The sequence below is a fragment of the Thermotoga sp. RQ7 genome (assembly GCF_000832145.1).
Classification (GTDB): domain Bacteria; phylum Thermotogota; class Thermotogae; order Thermotogales; family Thermotogaceae; genus Thermotoga; species Thermotoga neapolitana.
Genome location: NZ_CP007633.1, coordinates 55,322 through 70,079 on the forward strand (window position 1 = coordinate 55,322; position 14,758 = coordinate 70,079).

At 47.5% G+C, this 14,758-nt stretch carries 18 protein-coding genes and 1 tRNA gene; 3 read left to right on the forward strand and 16 right to left on the reverse strand.

All coding sequences use genetic code 11. The annotated features are described in order from the left end of the window. Nucleotides 1-20 precede the first annotated feature (20 nt). The 5 genes from TRQ7_RS00300 to rplI are packed head-to-tail and all read right to left on the reverse strand — an operon-like array spanning nt 21 to nt 3,156. Complete coding sequence (locus TRQ7_RS00300; protein ID WP_015920122.1) at nt 21-503, reverse strand: hypothetical protein; 483 nt, start codon at nt 501-503, stop codon at nt 21-23. After that, nucleotides 500-1,420 carry an SPFH domain-containing protein gene (locus TRQ7_RS00305; RefSeq protein WP_038068014.1) on the reverse strand — a complete coding sequence of 307 codons (921 nt, stop codon included), beginning with the start codon at nt 1,418-1,420 and terminating at the stop codon, nt 500-502. The genes TRQ7_RS00300 and TRQ7_RS00305 overlap by 4 nt, the downstream gene beginning before the upstream one ends. Nucleotides 1,421-1,433: 13 nt before the next feature. Further along, nucleotides 1,434-1,856, reverse strand: a complete 423-nt coding sequence (locus TRQ7_RS00310; protein WP_038068016.1) for an NfeD family protein — start codon at nt 1,854-1,856, stop codon at nt 1,434-1,436. An 11-nt stretch (nt 1,857-1,867) separates the two neighbouring features. Further along, nucleotides 1,868-2,710, reverse strand: coding sequence for a ribonuclease Z (gene rnz, locus TRQ7_RS00315; protein WP_015920125.1), 843 nt, complete (start codon nt 2,708-2,710; stop codon nt 1,868-1,870). Next, a complete protein-coding gene (gene rplI / locus TRQ7_RS00320; RefSeq protein ID WP_015920126.1) occupies nt 2,707-3,156 on the reverse strand; it encodes a 50S ribosomal protein L9 in 450 nt (149 codons plus the stop codon). The genes rnz and rplI overlap by 4 nt, the downstream gene beginning before the upstream one ends. 81 nt (nt 3,157-3,237) lie before the next feature. Between rplI and TRQ7_RS00325 the strand changes: the two genes are divergently transcribed. Further along, nucleotides 3,238-4,302 (forward strand): glucose-1-phosphate thymidylyltransferase, encoded by a 1,065-nt coding sequence (locus tag TRQ7_RS00325; protein WP_038068019.1) that lies wholly within the window; start codon nt 3,238-3,240, stop codon nt 4,300-4,302. Nucleotides 4,303-4,322: 20 nt separating this feature from the next. Here the strand turns inward: TRQ7_RS00325 and secF are convergent, their stop codons facing one another. From secF to TRQ7_RS00380, 11 genes are all read right to left on the reverse strand, one after another. Beyond that, nucleotides 4,323-5,201 (reverse strand): protein translocase subunit SecF, encoded by an 879-nt coding sequence (secF, locus tag TRQ7_RS00330; RefSeq protein WP_015920128.1) that lies wholly within the window; start codon nt 5,199-5,201, stop codon nt 4,323-4,325. Continuing rightward, complete coding sequence (gene secD, locus TRQ7_RS00335; RefSeq protein WP_041843739.1) at nt 5,198-6,595, reverse strand: protein translocase subunit SecD; 1,398 nt, start codon at nt 6,593-6,595, stop codon at nt 5,198-5,200. The genes secF and secD overlap by 4 nt, the downstream gene beginning before the upstream one ends. Nucleotides 6,596-6,598: 3 nt before the next feature. Next, a complete protein-coding gene (yajC, locus tag TRQ7_RS00340) occupies nt 6,599-6,940 on the reverse strand; it encodes a preprotein translocase subunit YajC (protein WP_041437806.1) in 342 nt (113 codons plus the stop codon). Further along, on the reverse strand, nt 6,933-7,436 hold the full coding sequence (locus tag TRQ7_RS00345; RefSeq protein ID WP_038068022.1) for an ECF transporter S component: 504 nt from the start codon (nt 7,434-7,436) through the stop codon (nt 6,933-6,935). The genes yajC and TRQ7_RS00345 overlap by 8 nt, the downstream gene beginning before the upstream one ends. Next, nucleotides 7,433-8,323 (reverse strand): riboflavin biosynthesis protein RibF, encoded by an 891-nt coding sequence (gene ribF, locus TRQ7_RS00350; protein WP_015920132.1) that lies wholly within the window; start codon nt 8,321-8,323, stop codon nt 7,433-7,435. Before ribF ends, TRQ7_RS00345 begins: the two co-directional genes overlap by 4 nt. Nucleotides 8,324-8,327: 4 nt before the next feature. Further along, a complete protein-coding gene (gene truB, locus TRQ7_RS00355; RefSeq protein ID WP_015920133.1) occupies nt 8,328-9,257 on the reverse strand; it encodes a tRNA pseudouridine(55) synthase TruB in 930 nt (309 codons plus the stop codon). Then, nucleotides 9,254-9,643, reverse strand: coding sequence for a 30S ribosome-binding factor RbfA (rbfA, locus tag TRQ7_RS00360; protein ID WP_041437808.1), 390 nt, complete (start codon nt 9,641-9,643; stop codon nt 9,254-9,256). The genes truB and rbfA overlap by 4 nt, the downstream gene beginning before the upstream one ends. A 12-nt stretch (nt 9,644-9,655) precedes the next feature. Continuing rightward, a complete protein-coding gene (locus TRQ7_RS00365) occupies nt 9,656-10,513 on the reverse strand; it encodes an HDOD domain-containing protein (protein ID WP_015920135.1) in 858 nt (285 codons plus the stop codon). Then, complete coding sequence (locus TRQ7_RS00370; RefSeq protein ID WP_236681722.1) at nt 10,491-11,918, reverse strand: GAF domain-containing sensor histidine kinase; 1,428 nt, start codon at nt 11,916-11,918, stop codon at nt 10,491-10,493. The genes TRQ7_RS00365 and TRQ7_RS00370 overlap by 23 nt, the downstream gene beginning before the upstream one ends. Nucleotides 11,919-11,957: 39 nt before the next feature. Beyond that, complete coding sequence (locus TRQ7_RS00375) at nt 11,958-12,965, reverse strand: L-threonylcarbamoyladenylate synthase (protein ID WP_041843741.1); 1,008 nt, start codon at nt 12,963-12,965, stop codon at nt 11,958-11,960. 48 nt (nt 12,966-13,013) lie between these two features. Next, nucleotides 13,014-13,100: transfer RNA gene (locus TRQ7_RS00380), tRNA-Leu, on the reverse strand. 124 nt (nt 13,101-13,224) lie between these two features. Here TRQ7_RS00380 and hrcA point away from each other — a divergent pair. Then, nucleotides 13,225-14,244, forward strand: a complete 1,020-nt coding sequence (gene hrcA, locus TRQ7_RS00385) for a heat-inducible transcriptional repressor HrcA (protein WP_041843742.1) — start codon at nt 13,225-13,227, stop codon at nt 14,242-14,244. A 4-nt stretch (nt 14,245-14,248) separates the two neighbouring features. Then, nucleotides 14,249-14,755 (forward strand): nucleotide exchange factor GrpE, encoded by a 507-nt coding sequence (locus TRQ7_RS00390; protein WP_041843743.1) that lies wholly within the window; start codon nt 14,249-14,251, stop codon nt 14,753-14,755. Nucleotides 14,756-14,758: the final 3 nt, after the last annotated feature.

The following is a 14,758-nucleotide window of genomic DNA, read 5'->3' on the forward strand; positions in this document are numbered from 1 at the left end:
TCCATTATTATTCTACCAAATTAGTCGAATTTATTTATTCCGTTCAGTAAACCGATTGTTACACCAAGGAGCAATATCGCTGGAACTATCAGAGGACTCTTCAGATCAACGTTCGAGAAGACGGCGTACAAACCAAAGAATTTCAGGGCAGGTTTCACGAAAGATCTGAACAGTCTCTTTCTGATCTGGTACAGGCTGAATTCCCTGTCGTTGTATTCGAAGGACAGAAACATGATGCGATACTGCTTGTCTATACCCATCAAAAAATGAGCGGATTCTCCAAGAAAAAAGAGTACAGCAAGAACGGCAACCAGAAATCGAAAAACCATGGAGTTGAAGACCCAGGAAAACAGGAAGATGAGTCCCAGAACAGTGAACTCGTTGAAAATCCTGAAAGCACTTAAGTCCAGTTTTTCCCTCTCTTTGAGGTAAAAGTAAGAGAAGAGAATGGAAGTGGCAAGTCCCACTCCACAGAACAGAAGTCCTTCAAAAAACCACGTCATTTCTCATCCCTCTTGTCCTCGCCCTTTTCTTTGAACATCTCCGAGATGACCCCCAGACTTGCAAGTATGGAACTTGCTTCGAACGGAAGGAATATTTTTGTCGCCTGGCCGTTCGCCATCTCTTTGAGGGTCTCCAGATACCTGACGGTGAGAAGATCCTTTGTTGGTCTGCCTTCGTGTATGGCACCAAAGACGAGTTTTATTGCCTCGGCCTGCCCACGCGCCTCGAGTATGAGTTTTTGCATGTTCGCTTCAGCAACTCGTTTTATCGCTTCGGCTTCTCCTTCTGCCCTCAGTATTGCTGCGTTCTTTTCACCTTCTGCCCTCAGGATCTGAGCCTGTTTGTAACCTTCAGCCTCTAGTATAGCCGCCCTTTTTGTTCTTTCAGCTTTCATCTGCTTACTCATGGCGTCTGTGATATCCTGAGGAGGATCTATCTTTTTGATCTCAACACGGGTGATCCTTACACCCCACTTGTCGGTAGCCTCATCGAGGACCGTTCTGAGCTTCATGTTTATCCTCTCTCTGGAAGTGAGTGTCTGATCCAGTTCCAGCTCTCCTATAACGTTTCTTAGATTGGTCTGAGCGAGTTTTATGGTGGCCATTTCAAAGTTACTCACGTTGTACACCACCTTGTAGGCATCCGTGATCTCGTAGTAGATGACAGCGTCGACGGTTACAACCACGTTGTCCCTCGTTATCACTTCCTGTGGTGGAACATCGATCACTTTCTCCCTCATATCGACTTTTATCATGCGTTCGAAGAACGGAATGATGAAGTGTATACCCGCTCCAACTTCCCTTTTGAACTTTCCAAGCCTTTCCACCAGACCACGTTCGTAAGGTCTCACTATTCTCAGAGAACTGGCGGCAACGATCACCAGAAACAGAACGATAACAACAAGGGCTATCAACATACCCCTCACCTCCTCAAACTTTTTTCACAACAACGTGGGCTCCTTCCACCTTCAGTATTTTCACGTGTTCGCCCTTTTCGATGACTTCCTCATCGTCTTCTGCAAATGCCCTCCACACGTCTCCGTTGATCTTCACAAGACCGGTTCCCTCTTTGTTGTTTATCGTTTCGATAACGAGCGCCACCTTACCAACGATCTCTTCAACGTGGATCTTCCTGGGAGATTCCCAGCTCTGAACCAGTCTCCTGGTAAAAAGAACCAGAACTATTGAAACAACGGCAAAGACGATTATCTGAATGTAAACACCCAGGTACAGGGATACCAGTGAAGCTGCGAGTGCTCCCACCCCGAACCAGAAAATGAAAAAGGTGGGTGTGAGGATCTCCGCTACCATGAGTATGACACCAAGAACAAGCCAGAATACCCACGCCTCCATATTATCCCCCCTCACATTTCGAACACTCTCCTCGGATCCATATAGGTGATTTCCACGTCAGGCAACATCTCCCTGTACTTTTTTATGACACTCCTGATACTTCTTATGTAGCGTGTTGAAATGTGGTAAAGGATCACCCTTTTCACACCCGCTTTCTTCACCGTTTCCATGACCTCGTCGATCGAAGCGTGGTTCTTGTACCTCCGGTCACGGGGATCGAGAAAGGTGCACTCGTGGATCAGAAGCTCTGTTCCCTCTACCTCTTCTGGATCGAGCGCCAGAGAATCACCGCTGATGGTGAGGATTTTCTTGTGATACTCCCTGGTTACAAAGTCCCGCCCCTTCTCCTTCACCAGTCTGGCGATCACTTTGCTGTCCAGTCCCTGAAATTCCTCCTTCAGTTTCCTTCTAACCTCGAAGATGTGATACCCGAAACTCACCTCGGTCGCCACATGTTTTGTTCTGAAAGGCTGAACGTACCGTTTGAAACCACCTGCATCCCGGAGAAACACCCTATCTCCTTCCTCCAGGGGATGAACGTTGAAGGAGAATCGAAGTTCGGGGTTTGCCTTTTTTATGAAACTGGTGTACTCCTCAACTGCTCTGTTTCCTTTGGGGTAAAAAACATCGAGCGGTTTTTCCCTGTCACCCATCCCGTTGTTTCTTATGTTCACAACACCCCACAATCCTGCTATGTGATCCACGTGACCGTGTGTGAGAAAGACGTACTTGAAGGCGTAAACCTTACTTCCAAGAGTGGTGGAAACTCCCTCTCCCGCATCGAAGAGAATCCGCTCCGGAGAGTAATAGATCCAGGTGGAAAAAAGAGCCTTTGAAAACCCTATTATGTTCATTCCTCTCTCTCCACCCTGATCTCTATTGTGTCCCTGACACCACCAGGCAGAATTACTTCCACCGAGTACTTTCCGATTTCTTTTATGGGTTTGTCCAGTTTGAACCATTTTTTGTCGAGGCTCAGACCGGTGAGTTTTGAAATCTCTTCCGCAAGAGTCGCTGCCGTAACGGCCCCGAAGATTTTCCCGGCTTCACCTGCCTTTGCTTTGATGACATGAGTCCTCTTTTTGAGCTCTTTCAGTATTCTTTCGCTTTCTTCCTTCTCACGCTCTTTCTTTCTTCTTTCCATCTCCTTTTCATGTTCTATTGCCTTTTCAAGACCTTTGGTGTACTCTCTGGCAAGGCCACGGGGAATGAGGTAGTTCCTCGCGTACCCATCGGAAACCTCCTTGATCTCACCCTTTTTCCCGATCTTTGGAACATCTTTCAGGAGTATCACTTTCAAGTTCGTTCACCTCCCAATAGTTTTTCCTTACTTATTCTATCATGGTCGATTGATATAATTTTTGAGAAAGGAGGTGTAATGGTGAAAAAAGCGATTGTGCTCTGTGCGGGAAAAGGTACCAGACTCAGGCCCCTGACGTTCACCACCGCAAAACATCTCATACCCATCGCAAACAGGCCCATCCTTTTCTACAGTCTGGAAAACATTGCACGGGCTGGAATCGAAGAAGTAGGAATCGTCGTGAGTCCTTACAACGCGGAGGAATTCAGAAAGGTTGTGGGGGACAACCCCTTCGGTCTGAAAATCACCTACATCGTTCAGGAAGAACCAAAAGGACTTGCCCACGCCGTCTGGGTCTCCAGGGACTTCCTCGGTGATGAAGACTTCATGATGTACCTTGGAGACAACCTTATCCTCGAAGATCTCAGAAAGTTCGTTGAAGATTTCGAGAGGTCAGACTATGCTGCCTCCATCCTGCTCTCACCGGTTAAAGACCCAACCCGTTTCGGTGTAGCCGTGATGGAAGGAGACAGGGTCGTAAAGGTCGTTGAAAAACCAAAGGTTCCTCCAAGTAACCTCGCCATCGTGGGGCTGTACCTTTTCAGAAACAGGATCTTCGAGGGTATAGAGAACATAAAACCCTCCTGGAGGGGTGAACTTGAGATAACCGACGCCATAGAGTATCTCATAGAAAAAGGTGAGAAGGTAAAAGGATACATCATCTACGGCTGGTGGAAGGATACGGGAAAACCCGATGATCTGCTGGAGGCCAACAGAAAAATCCTCATGGGAACAAACGAGGAGATCCTCGGTGAGGTGGACGACAAAACCACCATTCAGGGAGCAGTGATGATCGGAAAAAATTCCAGGGTTGTTAACTCACTGATCAGAGGCCCCGTGGTCATAGGTGAAAACTGCCTCATAAAGGATACTTACGTGGGACCTTACACATCCATCGGAAACAACGTGATCCTGGAAAGCTGTGAGATCGAAAACAGCATAGTGATGGACAGTTGCTCTATAGTGGGCATAGAAAAAAGGATAGACTCCTCCATTCTGGGAAAGGGAGTTTCGGTCAGAAGTTCTGCAAGAAGACCTGCAACTTTGAGTCTCATTCTGGGAGACATGAGCAGGGTGGAATTTTAAAAGAGGGGCTTTCGCCCCTCTCACTTTGACCATTTCACAACGATGGGGGAGACCACGTACAGAGAAGAGTAGGTTCCTATCACCGTCCCTATCGTCATTCCAAAGGCGAAAGGTTTTACGGCGTTTCCCGCAAACAGCAGCAAGACGAAGACGACGAAGAACGTGGTAAGAGAGGTGTTGATCGTTCTGGCAAGTACCTGGTTTATGCTCATGTTCACGATGTTAGCCATATTCCTTCCACGGTATCTCCTCATGTTCTCTCTGATCCTGTCCGAAAGAACGATGGTGTCGTTCAACGAATAGCCAAGCAGCGTCAGAAAGGCTGCAACGGCAGCCACGTTGATCTCGTACCCGAAGAGCGAGAAAAAGCCCATTGTGATGAGAACATCGTGAACGAGAGCAACGATCGCTGCCACACCGAACACGAATCTGAACCGTATGGTGATGTAGATGAGGAGAACCACCAGCGCCACCAAAATGGCTGTCCATGTACCCCTCCTGATCTCCTCTGCTGCTGTCCCACTGATTTCGTTGAAAGAAACAACCTTCCCCGGAAGAAGACTTTCGAGTTCTTTTTGAATTCTCTCCTTTTCATCTGGTTCGTAGGTTTTGGGAACGACTATCGAATACTTCAGAACGCTTGCAGGATCTCCCGCGGAGCGCACCTGAACGATCCTGGCCGTTGCGAATTCATCGGAGATCCGAGAGATCGCGTTTCTTATATCGGACTCTGTGATCTCCACGTTTTCAAAGCGCACGATGATTTCGGAGCCACCTGTGAACTCCACTCCGAAGTTGAAGCCTTTTGTGAATATCGAGACGAGAGAAACCACTATCAGTATCAGTGAAACCGTTATGAAGAACTTCGATTTTCCCATGAAATCGATCTCTCTTCTCATTGTTTGCTCCCTCCCTGAGCTTCTTCAACCCGGGGCGGTTTTATGAGAGGAGCGAGGCTGTCGAGGAGAAGTCTGCTGAACACGAGGTTCACAAAGATACTGCCGAGAACACCGATTATCAACGTGATGGCAAACCCCTTGATGGTTCCCGTTCCGAAATAGTAGAGTATGAGTCCGGTGAGGATGGTTGTGATGTTCGCATCCAGAATCGTCGAAAGCGATCTGTCGAAACCTGCCGCTATGGATGTCTTAACGGGTTTTCCTGATCTCATTTCTTCCTTTATTCTTTCGTATATGATCACATTCCCGTCCACCGTCGTTCCGATGGTGAGGATGATACCCGCTATACCGGGAAGGGTGAGTATGAACTTACCGGCTGCCATCACACCAAGAAGAAGTATCGTGTTGTAGATGAGGGCAAGGTCTGCAACAAGCCCCATCGTTCTGTAATAAACCAGCATGTACACAAGGACAAGGATAAGTCCCATTATTCCTGCTTTCAGAGAAGCATCGATCACGTCACGACCAAGAAGCGGCGCCACCCATCCAGAGGAGGTCTTCACAAGTCTTGCAGGTAAAGCACCACTTCTCAAAATGGCGGCAAGCTGTTTTGCCTCTTCGAGGGAGAAGTTTCCTGTTATCTCGGCCTTTCCATCCGGTATGATGGCAACAACCTGCCCTGCAAACTGCACAACGTCATCCAGAACGATCGCAAGCCTTTTCTTTGGATCGTAAGTACCTTCGGGAACGTAAAGGGCCTGTGTGATCTTTTTGAATTCGTCCACGTATTCTTTGGCAAGTTCAAACGAAACTTTGTAACCGTATCTTCCCGCTCTCGTTTCTACCTCTGGCCTGGCGTAGACGATCCGTGGTGCTTCAAGAACCAGGTCTTTCCTTCCCATTATCTCCTTCTTCACAAGGTACCATTTTCCGTCTCTTCCTTTGAGCCAGGTCGCCTTTTCTCTTTTAGCTTCAAGAGAGAGCTCTGGTACCTTGTAAGGATCTTCACCGTCGTATTCGTCCAGCACCTGGGCAAAATAGAGCACACCCGTTGAACCTATGAGTTTTTCTGCCTGAACGGTATCGGTTGCACCGGGTATTTCCACGACTATGTAGGATCTGTTCTCGCGGAACACTTTCTTCACGGACGCTTCAGTGTAGCCGGCCGCATCGAGCCTGTTTCTCAGAACCGTCCACACGTCGTCGACCACATCGGAAGGGGTCTCCGTTCCCTCTTCCACTTCAACGAGATACTCTATCCTCGCACCACCTTTTATATCCAGTCCAAGGCGAATGTTGGATGTCCATCCTCCCTTACTGGGCCAGAAGAGGGCCAGTAGAGCACCGACCAGTACGATCAGCACTACCACAAGCCTTACCCTGTCTCCCCTCATCGGTTATCCCTCCTGATTCTTCTCCTTTATGACGGTGGATATGGCCCTTTTTGTGATTTCAAGTTCTGTGGCGTTGGCAGTTTTGATCTTTACGGTGTCTTTCTTGATATCGATGACCTTTCCAACGATACCACCTATCGTGACAACTGTGTCTCCCCGTTTCAGCTGACTCAGCATCTGCTGAAACTGCTTTTCTCTTCTTCTCTGTGGAAGGATGATCAGAAAGTAGAAGATCGCTATGAAGAAGATCAGCATGAAGAGGAGACTTCCCCAGCCACTGCTTGCCGGGGCTGTGGCACTGCCGTTTGAAGCACCTGGAGCTGCTGCGTAGATGATCTCAGGCATTCTCCTTTCCTCCCTTCTCAAGTATCAATTGAAGTCTTCTATAGACGAGTGGAACAAGAACAAATTGAAGCACAATACCGGGAATCCCCGTGGTGAAGCTCAGAAGAATCGAGGTGAGCGGCTGAAGTTTTATTCCAATGAGTGCTCCTAAAGCGTAATAAGATACCGAGTAAACCAGTCTGCCAAGAAGAACCGCAACGGCGAGTCTGAGGAATATATTTTTCTTCTCCATCACCCCCAGAATGAAACCGTACACGAAGACTTCAGGAATCATGAACAGAAACATCGGAAAGGGTGGCATACCCATGGTCAGAAAAGACAGAACCGGAAGAAGCCCTCCAACAATCCCTCCCACAAAAGCACCGGAAACCGCTCCGGCGAGCATGGCGACCAGATGAAGCGGCAGAAACATCCTGCCAAGGTTCACCAGATGCAGAAGGTAGGCGAGGGCAACTCCAACGGCCAGCCACATGGCTGTGTAGGTCAACTTTTTCATTCACCATCACCCCTTCTGGATAACTTCGAATTGATTATATCATCCATCAATCGTTTTGCAGTCTCGACGTCCTGAGTGATCGTATTTTTCAACTCCTCAATTGAGTTGAACTTCTTTTCTGGTCTTATGAACTTCAGAACCTCCACCTTCAGGTGGGCACCGTACAGATCTCCCTCGAAATCCAGTATGTAGACCTCGTACTTCACGTGCGTGGAATCGCTCACGGTGGGTCTGAACCCCACGTTCATGACACCGAATTTCTCTTCCTGATTCGGCAAATTCACTTTCACAAGATATACTCCGTTTTTCAAATTCACGAGTTTTTCTCTTCCCCTGTCGATGTTGGCCGTTGGAAACCCAAGTTTTCTTCCGAACTGCCTGTCTCTGTAGACAATCCCTGATATCTCATAGTACCTGCCAAGATAGGGTGGTATCTCTTCCACCCTTCCCTCCTGGACGAGTTTTCTGATCAGAGAACTGCTCACTTTCTTTCCGTTAACGATTGTGTCGGGCACTTCGTACACTTCCAGTCCGTTTTTTCTCAAAAAAGAAGTATCCCCTTCGGCGTTCTTTCCGAACCTGAAGTCCCTTCCAACGACCACTCCGAAGACACCTGGCAAATACTTTTCGACAAATTCTTTCGGCGACAGGTCTTTGATCTGAAAAAAATCCAGTACGACCACTTCCGAAAATCTTGAAAGAATCGCCACTCTCTCTTCTACAGACAACAAAAGTCCTGGAAAATCGGGTGAGAGATATTCAGGGGGATGAGAAATGGTGAACACAAGAGCGGGCATCTTCTTTGAAGAGGCCACTTCCCTGAGTTTCTCAAGAACCCTGCGATGCCCGATGTGTACTCCGTCGAAAACACCGATGCTGACAACCATTCTTTCACCTCATGTTGAAAACCTTCTTCAATTTCAAAACACGTTCGTTCCTGCCCTGTCTTTTCAATGTACGAAGAAAAGAAGCGTTTCTTTCTGCCTCCGCAAGTGCAAGAAGGTTTCCTTCTTCATCGAAAACTCTCACCGTGTCTTCCTTCCTGAACTCATCCCATTCTTTCAGCATCTCCAGAAACACCTGAGATCCGTTGAGGATCCTTTCGGAAAAATCCTGAAATATCACCACGCGCGGGAGCCACTCCAGGCACCTCTCCATCGGTATCACTCTGTTTTCTATTTCCTCCGGCGATGCTTCGAAGACGTTGAGACTTTCTTCGAGGGTGTGCGGCCCCACGCTCTCTCTCACAAGCTCCACAGCGGTCGCTCCACAACCCAGCCTGTATCCGATGTCCATGCAGAGAGACCTCACATAGGTTCCGGGTGAGACTTCCACCCTGAAAGAGACGGTCTTTCCCTCTATCACTACATCCCAGATTTTGAAGATCTTCACCCTCTTTGGAGGAAGTCTTATGATTTTACCCTCTCTTGCCAGTTTGTAGAGCCGCTCACCCCTGTATTTCTTTGCAGAGTAAGCCGGCGGCACCTGATCGTACTCTCCAACGAAAGAAAAGATGGCCTCTTTTATCTCCTCTTCCGTGACGTTGCATTCTCTTTCCTCAACGACTTCTCCAGTTATGTCGAAGGTCTCTGTAATCAATCCGAGTTTCATCTTCACCCAGTAGACCTTGTTCAGGTTCTTGTAGAACTCAAGAAGACGCGTTCCCTGGTTCACCCCTAGAATGAGCACACCGCAGGCAAAAGGATCCAGGGTTCCACCGTGTCCCACTTTACGTGTTTTCAGTTTCTTCCGTACCTCATCCACCACATCGTGTGAGGTTGGACCTTTTGGTTTGTACGCTACAAGGATTCCGTGTTTCATTCTTTGTCTTCACCTTCCTCTTCTTCGCGTTTAAACGGATCGAATCCCAGTTGATTCAGCAGCTGATGTACCCTGACGCTCGCTTCTATTCCCTTGTCTTCGTAGAAGCGAATCTCTGGAGCAACGTAGAGTTTCAGATTCTTTGCCACATAGGTTCTGAAGAATCCCTTTGCCCTGTTCAGTATCTCCACTGCTTCCCTTCGCTCCTCAGGGCTTCCCAGAAAACTCACATAGACGTCAGCGTATCTCTTGTCTTTTGAAAGTTCGACGCGAGAGAAGGTCACAAATTCTTTCTTCAAACGCGGGTCCCTCAACTGTTGAAGTGCCTCGGTCAGAAGTTTTTGTATCTCCGATTCCAGCATCGCCTTTCTATAGAGAGGATGCATTCTTTTCACCTCCTAATCCAGGCTCAGAAACTCCTTTGCCTTCTCGTATTTTTCTCTGGTTCTCTCAAAAACTCTTAAAACAACACGTGGCTTCAGCCTGAGAGTGTTCAGAGCAAAAGGAGAAAGAACAGGATCGCCCCACGAGAGGGACGCACCTTTCATCATGAGATTCGCCAGGACATCTCCAACATGGACCATCGACACCTGATTGATGAACAGTTCGTTCGGATTTGCTTCAACTCGATGATGATAGTCCGCGGTGAAAACGAGAAGATCCGGAAAATTCCAGTTTTTCAGAAGTTTTGCTCCAACTTCGGTGTGAGGGGGCACCTCCAGTTCCTCTTCGACTTCGATCAGGTTCTTCTTCAACTTCTGAGCGATTTTTACCTCCATTTCCAGAACGTCGGAGAGAAGAAAGTCGTAAACCACTTTTCCTATGTCGTGAAGCAGGCCCGCTATGAAGATCTCTTCCTTCAGCGGATAACCAACTGTTTCTGCAATGGTCTCCGAGGCAACAGCCGTTGCTATGAAATGCGCCCAGAGTTTTTCTCTGTCGATGCTGGAAGATCCGTTCTTGAAGATCATATCGTAGGTGAAAACGCTCAAAGCGAGGTTCCTGACGGTCTTGAATCCCAGTATCATGACTGCTTCACTCAGGGTTGTTATTTTCCGGGGAATCCCGTAATAAGCAGAATTTGCAAGCTTCAAGACCCTGGCACTGAGACTCGCATCCATCATGAGGGTGCTGGCAACTTCCGAGGAAGAAGCATCTGGTTTTGAACACACTGCCACTATCCTTTGAACAACAATGTTTGGAGATGGAAGTTTGTCGATACCCTCGAGTATCTTATCGATTATCTTCAGTGCCATGATCATACGGGATCCACACGAAAAACCTGGATCCCTTCCCCTCCTCACTCTCAACCCATATTCTTCCGCCGTGGAGTTCCACGATCTCCTTTGTGATGGCAAGTCCCAGACCCGTTCCAGAAACTTCGTAAGTTAAGGAAGAGTCGACTCTGTAGAACTGTTCGAAGATCTTTTCTCTGGCGTGTTCCGGTATCCCTATACCGTTGTCTTCCACAACGATGAGGATTCCATTTTCATCTTTGTCCAGAACCACCTTCACGTATTTTTCTGGTTCATCCTTCTTCGAGTACTTCACGCCGTTGCTCAGAAGGTTCAAAAGAACCTGTTTCATCCTCGTTGGATCGACTTCCGCCTCGAAACAGGGAACCTTCTTTTCCAGAAAGACTTTTACACCCTGAGAAGCTGCGAACTCCTTGATGGCACCGACGGCACTTTCCAACAACTCACAAATGTTGGTTTTTTCCTTTTTTATCTGCAGTGCTTTTCTTTCGAGTCTGGAGAAATCTAGCAGTTCGTTGAGGAGATTTTCAAGGTGATTACTCTGATCGAGTACAACTTCCAAGAATTCCTTCAGGGTATCCGTGTCGAGTTCCTCCAGACTGTTATACATGGTCTCCGTGTAGGCTTTTATGGCAGTTAAAGGAGTTCTGAGCTCATGGGATATGTTCGCAACGAACTCTGTCTTCATCCTGTCTATGCGTTTTAGCCTTTCCAGTTCCTTCGATGCCGTGATGTTTTCCACGATCGTCAGAGCCTGTGTTTCACCGTTGTAGAGCAAAGGAATGGAAGTGATGGAAAAGAACTTATCCTCAGATTCGATCTCTCCAGTTCTCTGAACCCCAAGCGAGATCGCCTCTTCTGAAATTTCCATCGCCTTCTTCATAACTTCTTCCGGGAAATTTTCCCTTGCGAATCTCTCGTTCTGAAAACGTATTTCTCCGTTTGAATAAACGAAGATACCTTCCGGAAGGTTGTTGAGGATGGTGTTCACGTAATCATAAGTTTCTTCAAGTTCTCTGTAGAGCCTGACGTTTTCCAGTACGATGGAAGAAAGAAACGAAAAAATTCTGAAGATCTCCGTCTCTTCCATCGAAGGCTGATGATCCATGAAGACAATCAGACTCCCGAAGGACCTTCCGAGTTTGACCAGGGGTATGATTCCGACGTATCCTCCTGCTTCTTCCACAAAAGCCGGGGATGCCTGTTTCGTAGCCCATTCTATGAACTCCTCGAATCTTGAAACATCGAGTTCTCTTCCCAGCACAACCCGCTTGTTTTCGTCGATCAGAACCAGATCGTTCACATCGACGACCTTCTTCACAAGGTTCAACAAACTGAGAAGGACATCCCTCTCTTCCTTTACGTTGGAAAACTCCATTATCAAAATAGAAAGAAGCAAGAGCAACTTATCGGTTCGTTCCTGGGTTTTATCCATCTAGATCGTTCACCTCACGATCCTGGAGGCAGCCTTTCTCAATCGATTCATCACCGCAAAGAGTATGCCCCTTTCCTCCAGCCCCTCAACAATTATATACTCTTTTTCTCTCTTTTCCGCTTCTCTGAGTGCTGCAAACAGATTTTGTGCTATGCTGTAGGGATTTTTCAAAGAACCTATGACGATTCTGTCTCTGTACAACTCCTTCCTTTCTTCGACACATATCACAACGTGATTGGGAAACTCTCTCAAAACGTCCTTCATCTTCTCGAGGTTTTCCACGAGTATCAACGGCTTTGAGGGAGCGTAGTGACGGTATTTCATGCCCGGTGCCAGCGGTTTTCCTCTGAACTCACCCTTTTTGACGAAATCAGGTACAACAAGATCGGGGAAGAACTCTTTCAATTTTTCAACCTCTACAGGGCCTGGCCTCAAAAGGACAGGCTTTTCCCTTGACAGGTCTATTATGGTGGATTCCAGACCAAACGGTGTGTTCCCTGCGTCCAGTATCAGGCTCACCCGTCCCATGAAGTCCTCCACAACGTGTTCCACGCTCGTCGCGCTGGGTCTTCCAGACAGGTTCGCACTCGGAGCGGCTATGGGATCTTCCAGCATTTCTATCAGTTTCAGGGCCACCGGGTGAGCCGGCATTCTCACAGCCACCGTGGGAAGTCCCGCAGTGACCACATCGGAAATTCGCTGGGATTTCTTTGGGAGTATGACCGTTAAAGGACCAGGCCAGAATCTCTCCAGAAAGTCCCTGAAAGACTCATACCCATCTGCCACCTCTTCGAGTTGAGAAAACGAACATATGTGGACTATCAGGGGGTTGTCTGCGGGTCTTCCTTTGATTTCGAATATCTTTCTGCACGCTTCCTCGTTGTAAGCATCCGCACCTATTCCGTAGACCGTCTCTGTCGGAAAGACAACAACCTCTCCTTTTTTCAGAAGATCGGCAGCTTCTCTCAGGGATCTTTCATCGGGAAAAAGAGGATCCACTTTTACGACCCTGGTCATCGATCAGCCTCCTTCATTAAAAACAAATGGGGCTCCCAGAGCCCCTCCTGGTGCCGAGGGCGGGACTTGAACCCGCACGGGGTCATCCCCCAGCTGATTTTGAGTCAGCCGCGTCTGCCATTCCGCCACCTCGGCCCCTGTATAATATGGTAGCAATTTTCCATTCGTAAATCAAGTCCTTCGTTTCCTCTTCTGACCTTGAATTCTTTCAAGATGTATGCTAAACTATTATTAGCACTCAAAAGAAAGGAGTGCTAAAATGAGAAGGCTCTCAAATAAGGGTGAACACCAGAGAAACCTGAACGATCGCCAGAGAAAGGTACTTTACTGCATTGTGAAAGAGTACATAGAAAACAAAAAACCCGTCAGCTCACAGAGGGTTCTCGAAGTGAGCAATATAAATTTTAGCAGTGCCACCATAAGAAACGATATGAAGAAACTGGAATACCTTGGTTACATATACCAGCCCCATACCTCGGCTGGCCGGGTCCCAACGGACAAGGGACTCAGATTCTACTACGAAGAAATGGTAAAGCTCTCCAAAGAAACCGAAGAACTGAACCTGGAGGTGGACACCTTCAGGTCCATTCCGCTCGCAGATCCAGAAAAGGTCCTGCTTCTGGCTGGAAATCTTCTTGCCCGGCTGGCTGAAGGGTACGTCCTCATAGAAAGACCAAATCCCAGAGATTTGAAAATACTCAGGGTGATGCTCATACCGGTATCCGAGGATTACCTGATTTTCTCAATACTGACAGAATTCGGCATTTCGAAGATCACTCCCATCAGAATCCATGAGGATTTGAATTGGGAGGAAATAGAAAGACAGCTGAACTTCCTTTTGAGGGGAAGAACAGTTGAAGACGTGCTAACAGGAAAGGTGGAAACTCTTAGAGGAAGCGGTATTCTCAAACTTATAGAATCCGTGATGAACGAAAAACTGGAAAGGTACATAGACGTTGGTTTTGAAAATCTCCTGAAGGATGACACACTCTCTCTGGAAGATATAAAGCACCTTCTGGAAGAGATAAGGGACCATCGTTTCCTGGAGAGTCTCATAGAAAACGACAAAGACGTCACAGTGAAGATCGGAAAAGAGATCGGGAGTAAAAAACTGGAAAGATTCGCCGTTTTTTCCGGTAGATACTACAAAGGATCATCGCCGATTGGAAGTGTTCATCTTTTCACCTCAAAAATCACCAGGTACGACAGAAACCACAGGGTTTTCAACTACGTACTCAACAGACTTTCGGAGTACTTCACATCGGCCGCCAGGAGGTGATAGAATGTCTGAAAAAGAAAAGAAGGATCTCTCTCAGGAATGTGAGGAATTGAAGGAAAAATACAGGGAACTCGAAGAATACGCCAAAAGACTCAAGGCCGAATACGAAAATTACCGTGAGGAGGTCGCCAGGGAAAAAAGAGAACTCATAAAGAACGCAAACGAATACCTCATCTCAAGACTGATTCCCATACTCGACGATTTCGAAAGGGCCTTGAACCAGAAGGATCATGAGGAATCCTTTTACAAGGGTGTGAAGTTGATATACAAAAAGCTTCTAAACACACTGGAAAAGGAAGGTCTCTCTAAGATCCAGGTGGGAGAGACTTTTGATCCGTTCGAACATGAGGCGGTTGAGAGAGTCGAAACGGACGACGTGGAGGAATACACTGTACTCGAAGTACTGGAAAGTGGCTACAAATTCCACGGGAAAGTACTGAAGCCAGCGAAGGTGAAGGTGGCCGTGAGACCAAGAAAGAAAGATGAGGAATCTCCCGATAAAAAGGAGTGATTC

What these genes read in the sequence shown, in the direction of transcription:
- TRQ7_RS00300 (WP_015920122.1), bottom strand. Translation starts at nt 503, where the DNA reads ATGACGTGGTTTTTTGAAGGACTTCTGTTCTGTGGAGTGGGACTTGCC.
- TRQ7_RS00305 (WP_038068014.1), bottom strand. Translation starts at nt 1,420, where the DNA reads ATGTTGATAGCCCTTGTTGTTATCGTTCTGTTTCTGGTGATCGTTGCC.
- TRQ7_RS00310 (WP_038068016.1), bottom strand. Translation starts at nt 1,856, where the DNA reads ATGGAGGCGTGGGTATTCTGGCTTGTTCTTGGTGTCATACTCATGGTA.
- rnz (WP_015920125.1), bottom strand. Translation starts at nt 2,710, where the DNA reads ATGAACATAATAGGGTTTTCAAAGGCTCTTTTTTCCACCTGGATCTAT.
- secF (WP_015920128.1), bottom strand. Translation starts at nt 5,201, where the DNA reads ATGAGAAGAGAGATCGATTTCATGGGAAAATCGAAGTTCTTCATAACG.
- secD (WP_041843739.1), bottom strand. Translation starts at nt 6,595, where the DNA reads ATGAGGGGAGACAGGGTAAGGCTTGTGGTAGTGCTGATCGTACTGGTC.
- yajC (WP_041437806.1), bottom strand. Translation starts at nt 6,940, where the DNA reads ATGCCTGAGATCATCTACGCAGCAGCTCCAGGTGCTTCAAACGGCAGT.
- TRQ7_RS00345 (WP_038068022.1), bottom strand. Translation starts at nt 7,436, where the DNA reads ATGAAAAAGTTGACCTACACAGCCATGTGGCTGGCCGTTGGAGTTGCC.
- ribF (WP_015920132.1), bottom strand. Translation starts at nt 8,323, where the DNA reads ATGGTTGTCAGCATCGGTGTTTTCGACGGAGTACACATCGGGCATCGC.
- truB (WP_015920133.1), bottom strand. Translation starts at nt 9,257, where the DNA reads ATGAAACACGGAATCCTTGTAGCGTACAAACCAAAAGGTCCAACCTCA.
- rbfA (WP_041437808.1), bottom strand. Translation starts at nt 9,643, where the DNA reads ATGCATCCTCTCTATAGAAAGGCGATGCTGGAATCGGAGATACAAAAA.
- TRQ7_RS00365 (WP_015920135.1), bottom strand. Translation starts at nt 10,513, where the DNA reads ATGGCACTGAAGATAATCGATAAGATACTCGAGGGTATCGACAAACTT.
- TRQ7_RS00375 (WP_041843741.1), bottom strand. Translation starts at nt 12,965, where the DNA reads ATGACCAGGGTCGTAAAAGTGGATCCTCTTTTTCCCGATGAAAGATCC.
- hrcA (WP_041843742.1), top strand. Translation starts at nt 13,225, where the DNA reads ATGAGAAGGCTCTCAAATAAGGGTGAACACCAGAGAAACCTGAACGAT.
- TRQ7_RS00390 (WP_041843743.1), top strand. Translation starts at nt 14,249, where the DNA reads ATGTCTGAAAAAGAAAAGAAGGATCTCTCTCAGGAATGTGAGGAATTG.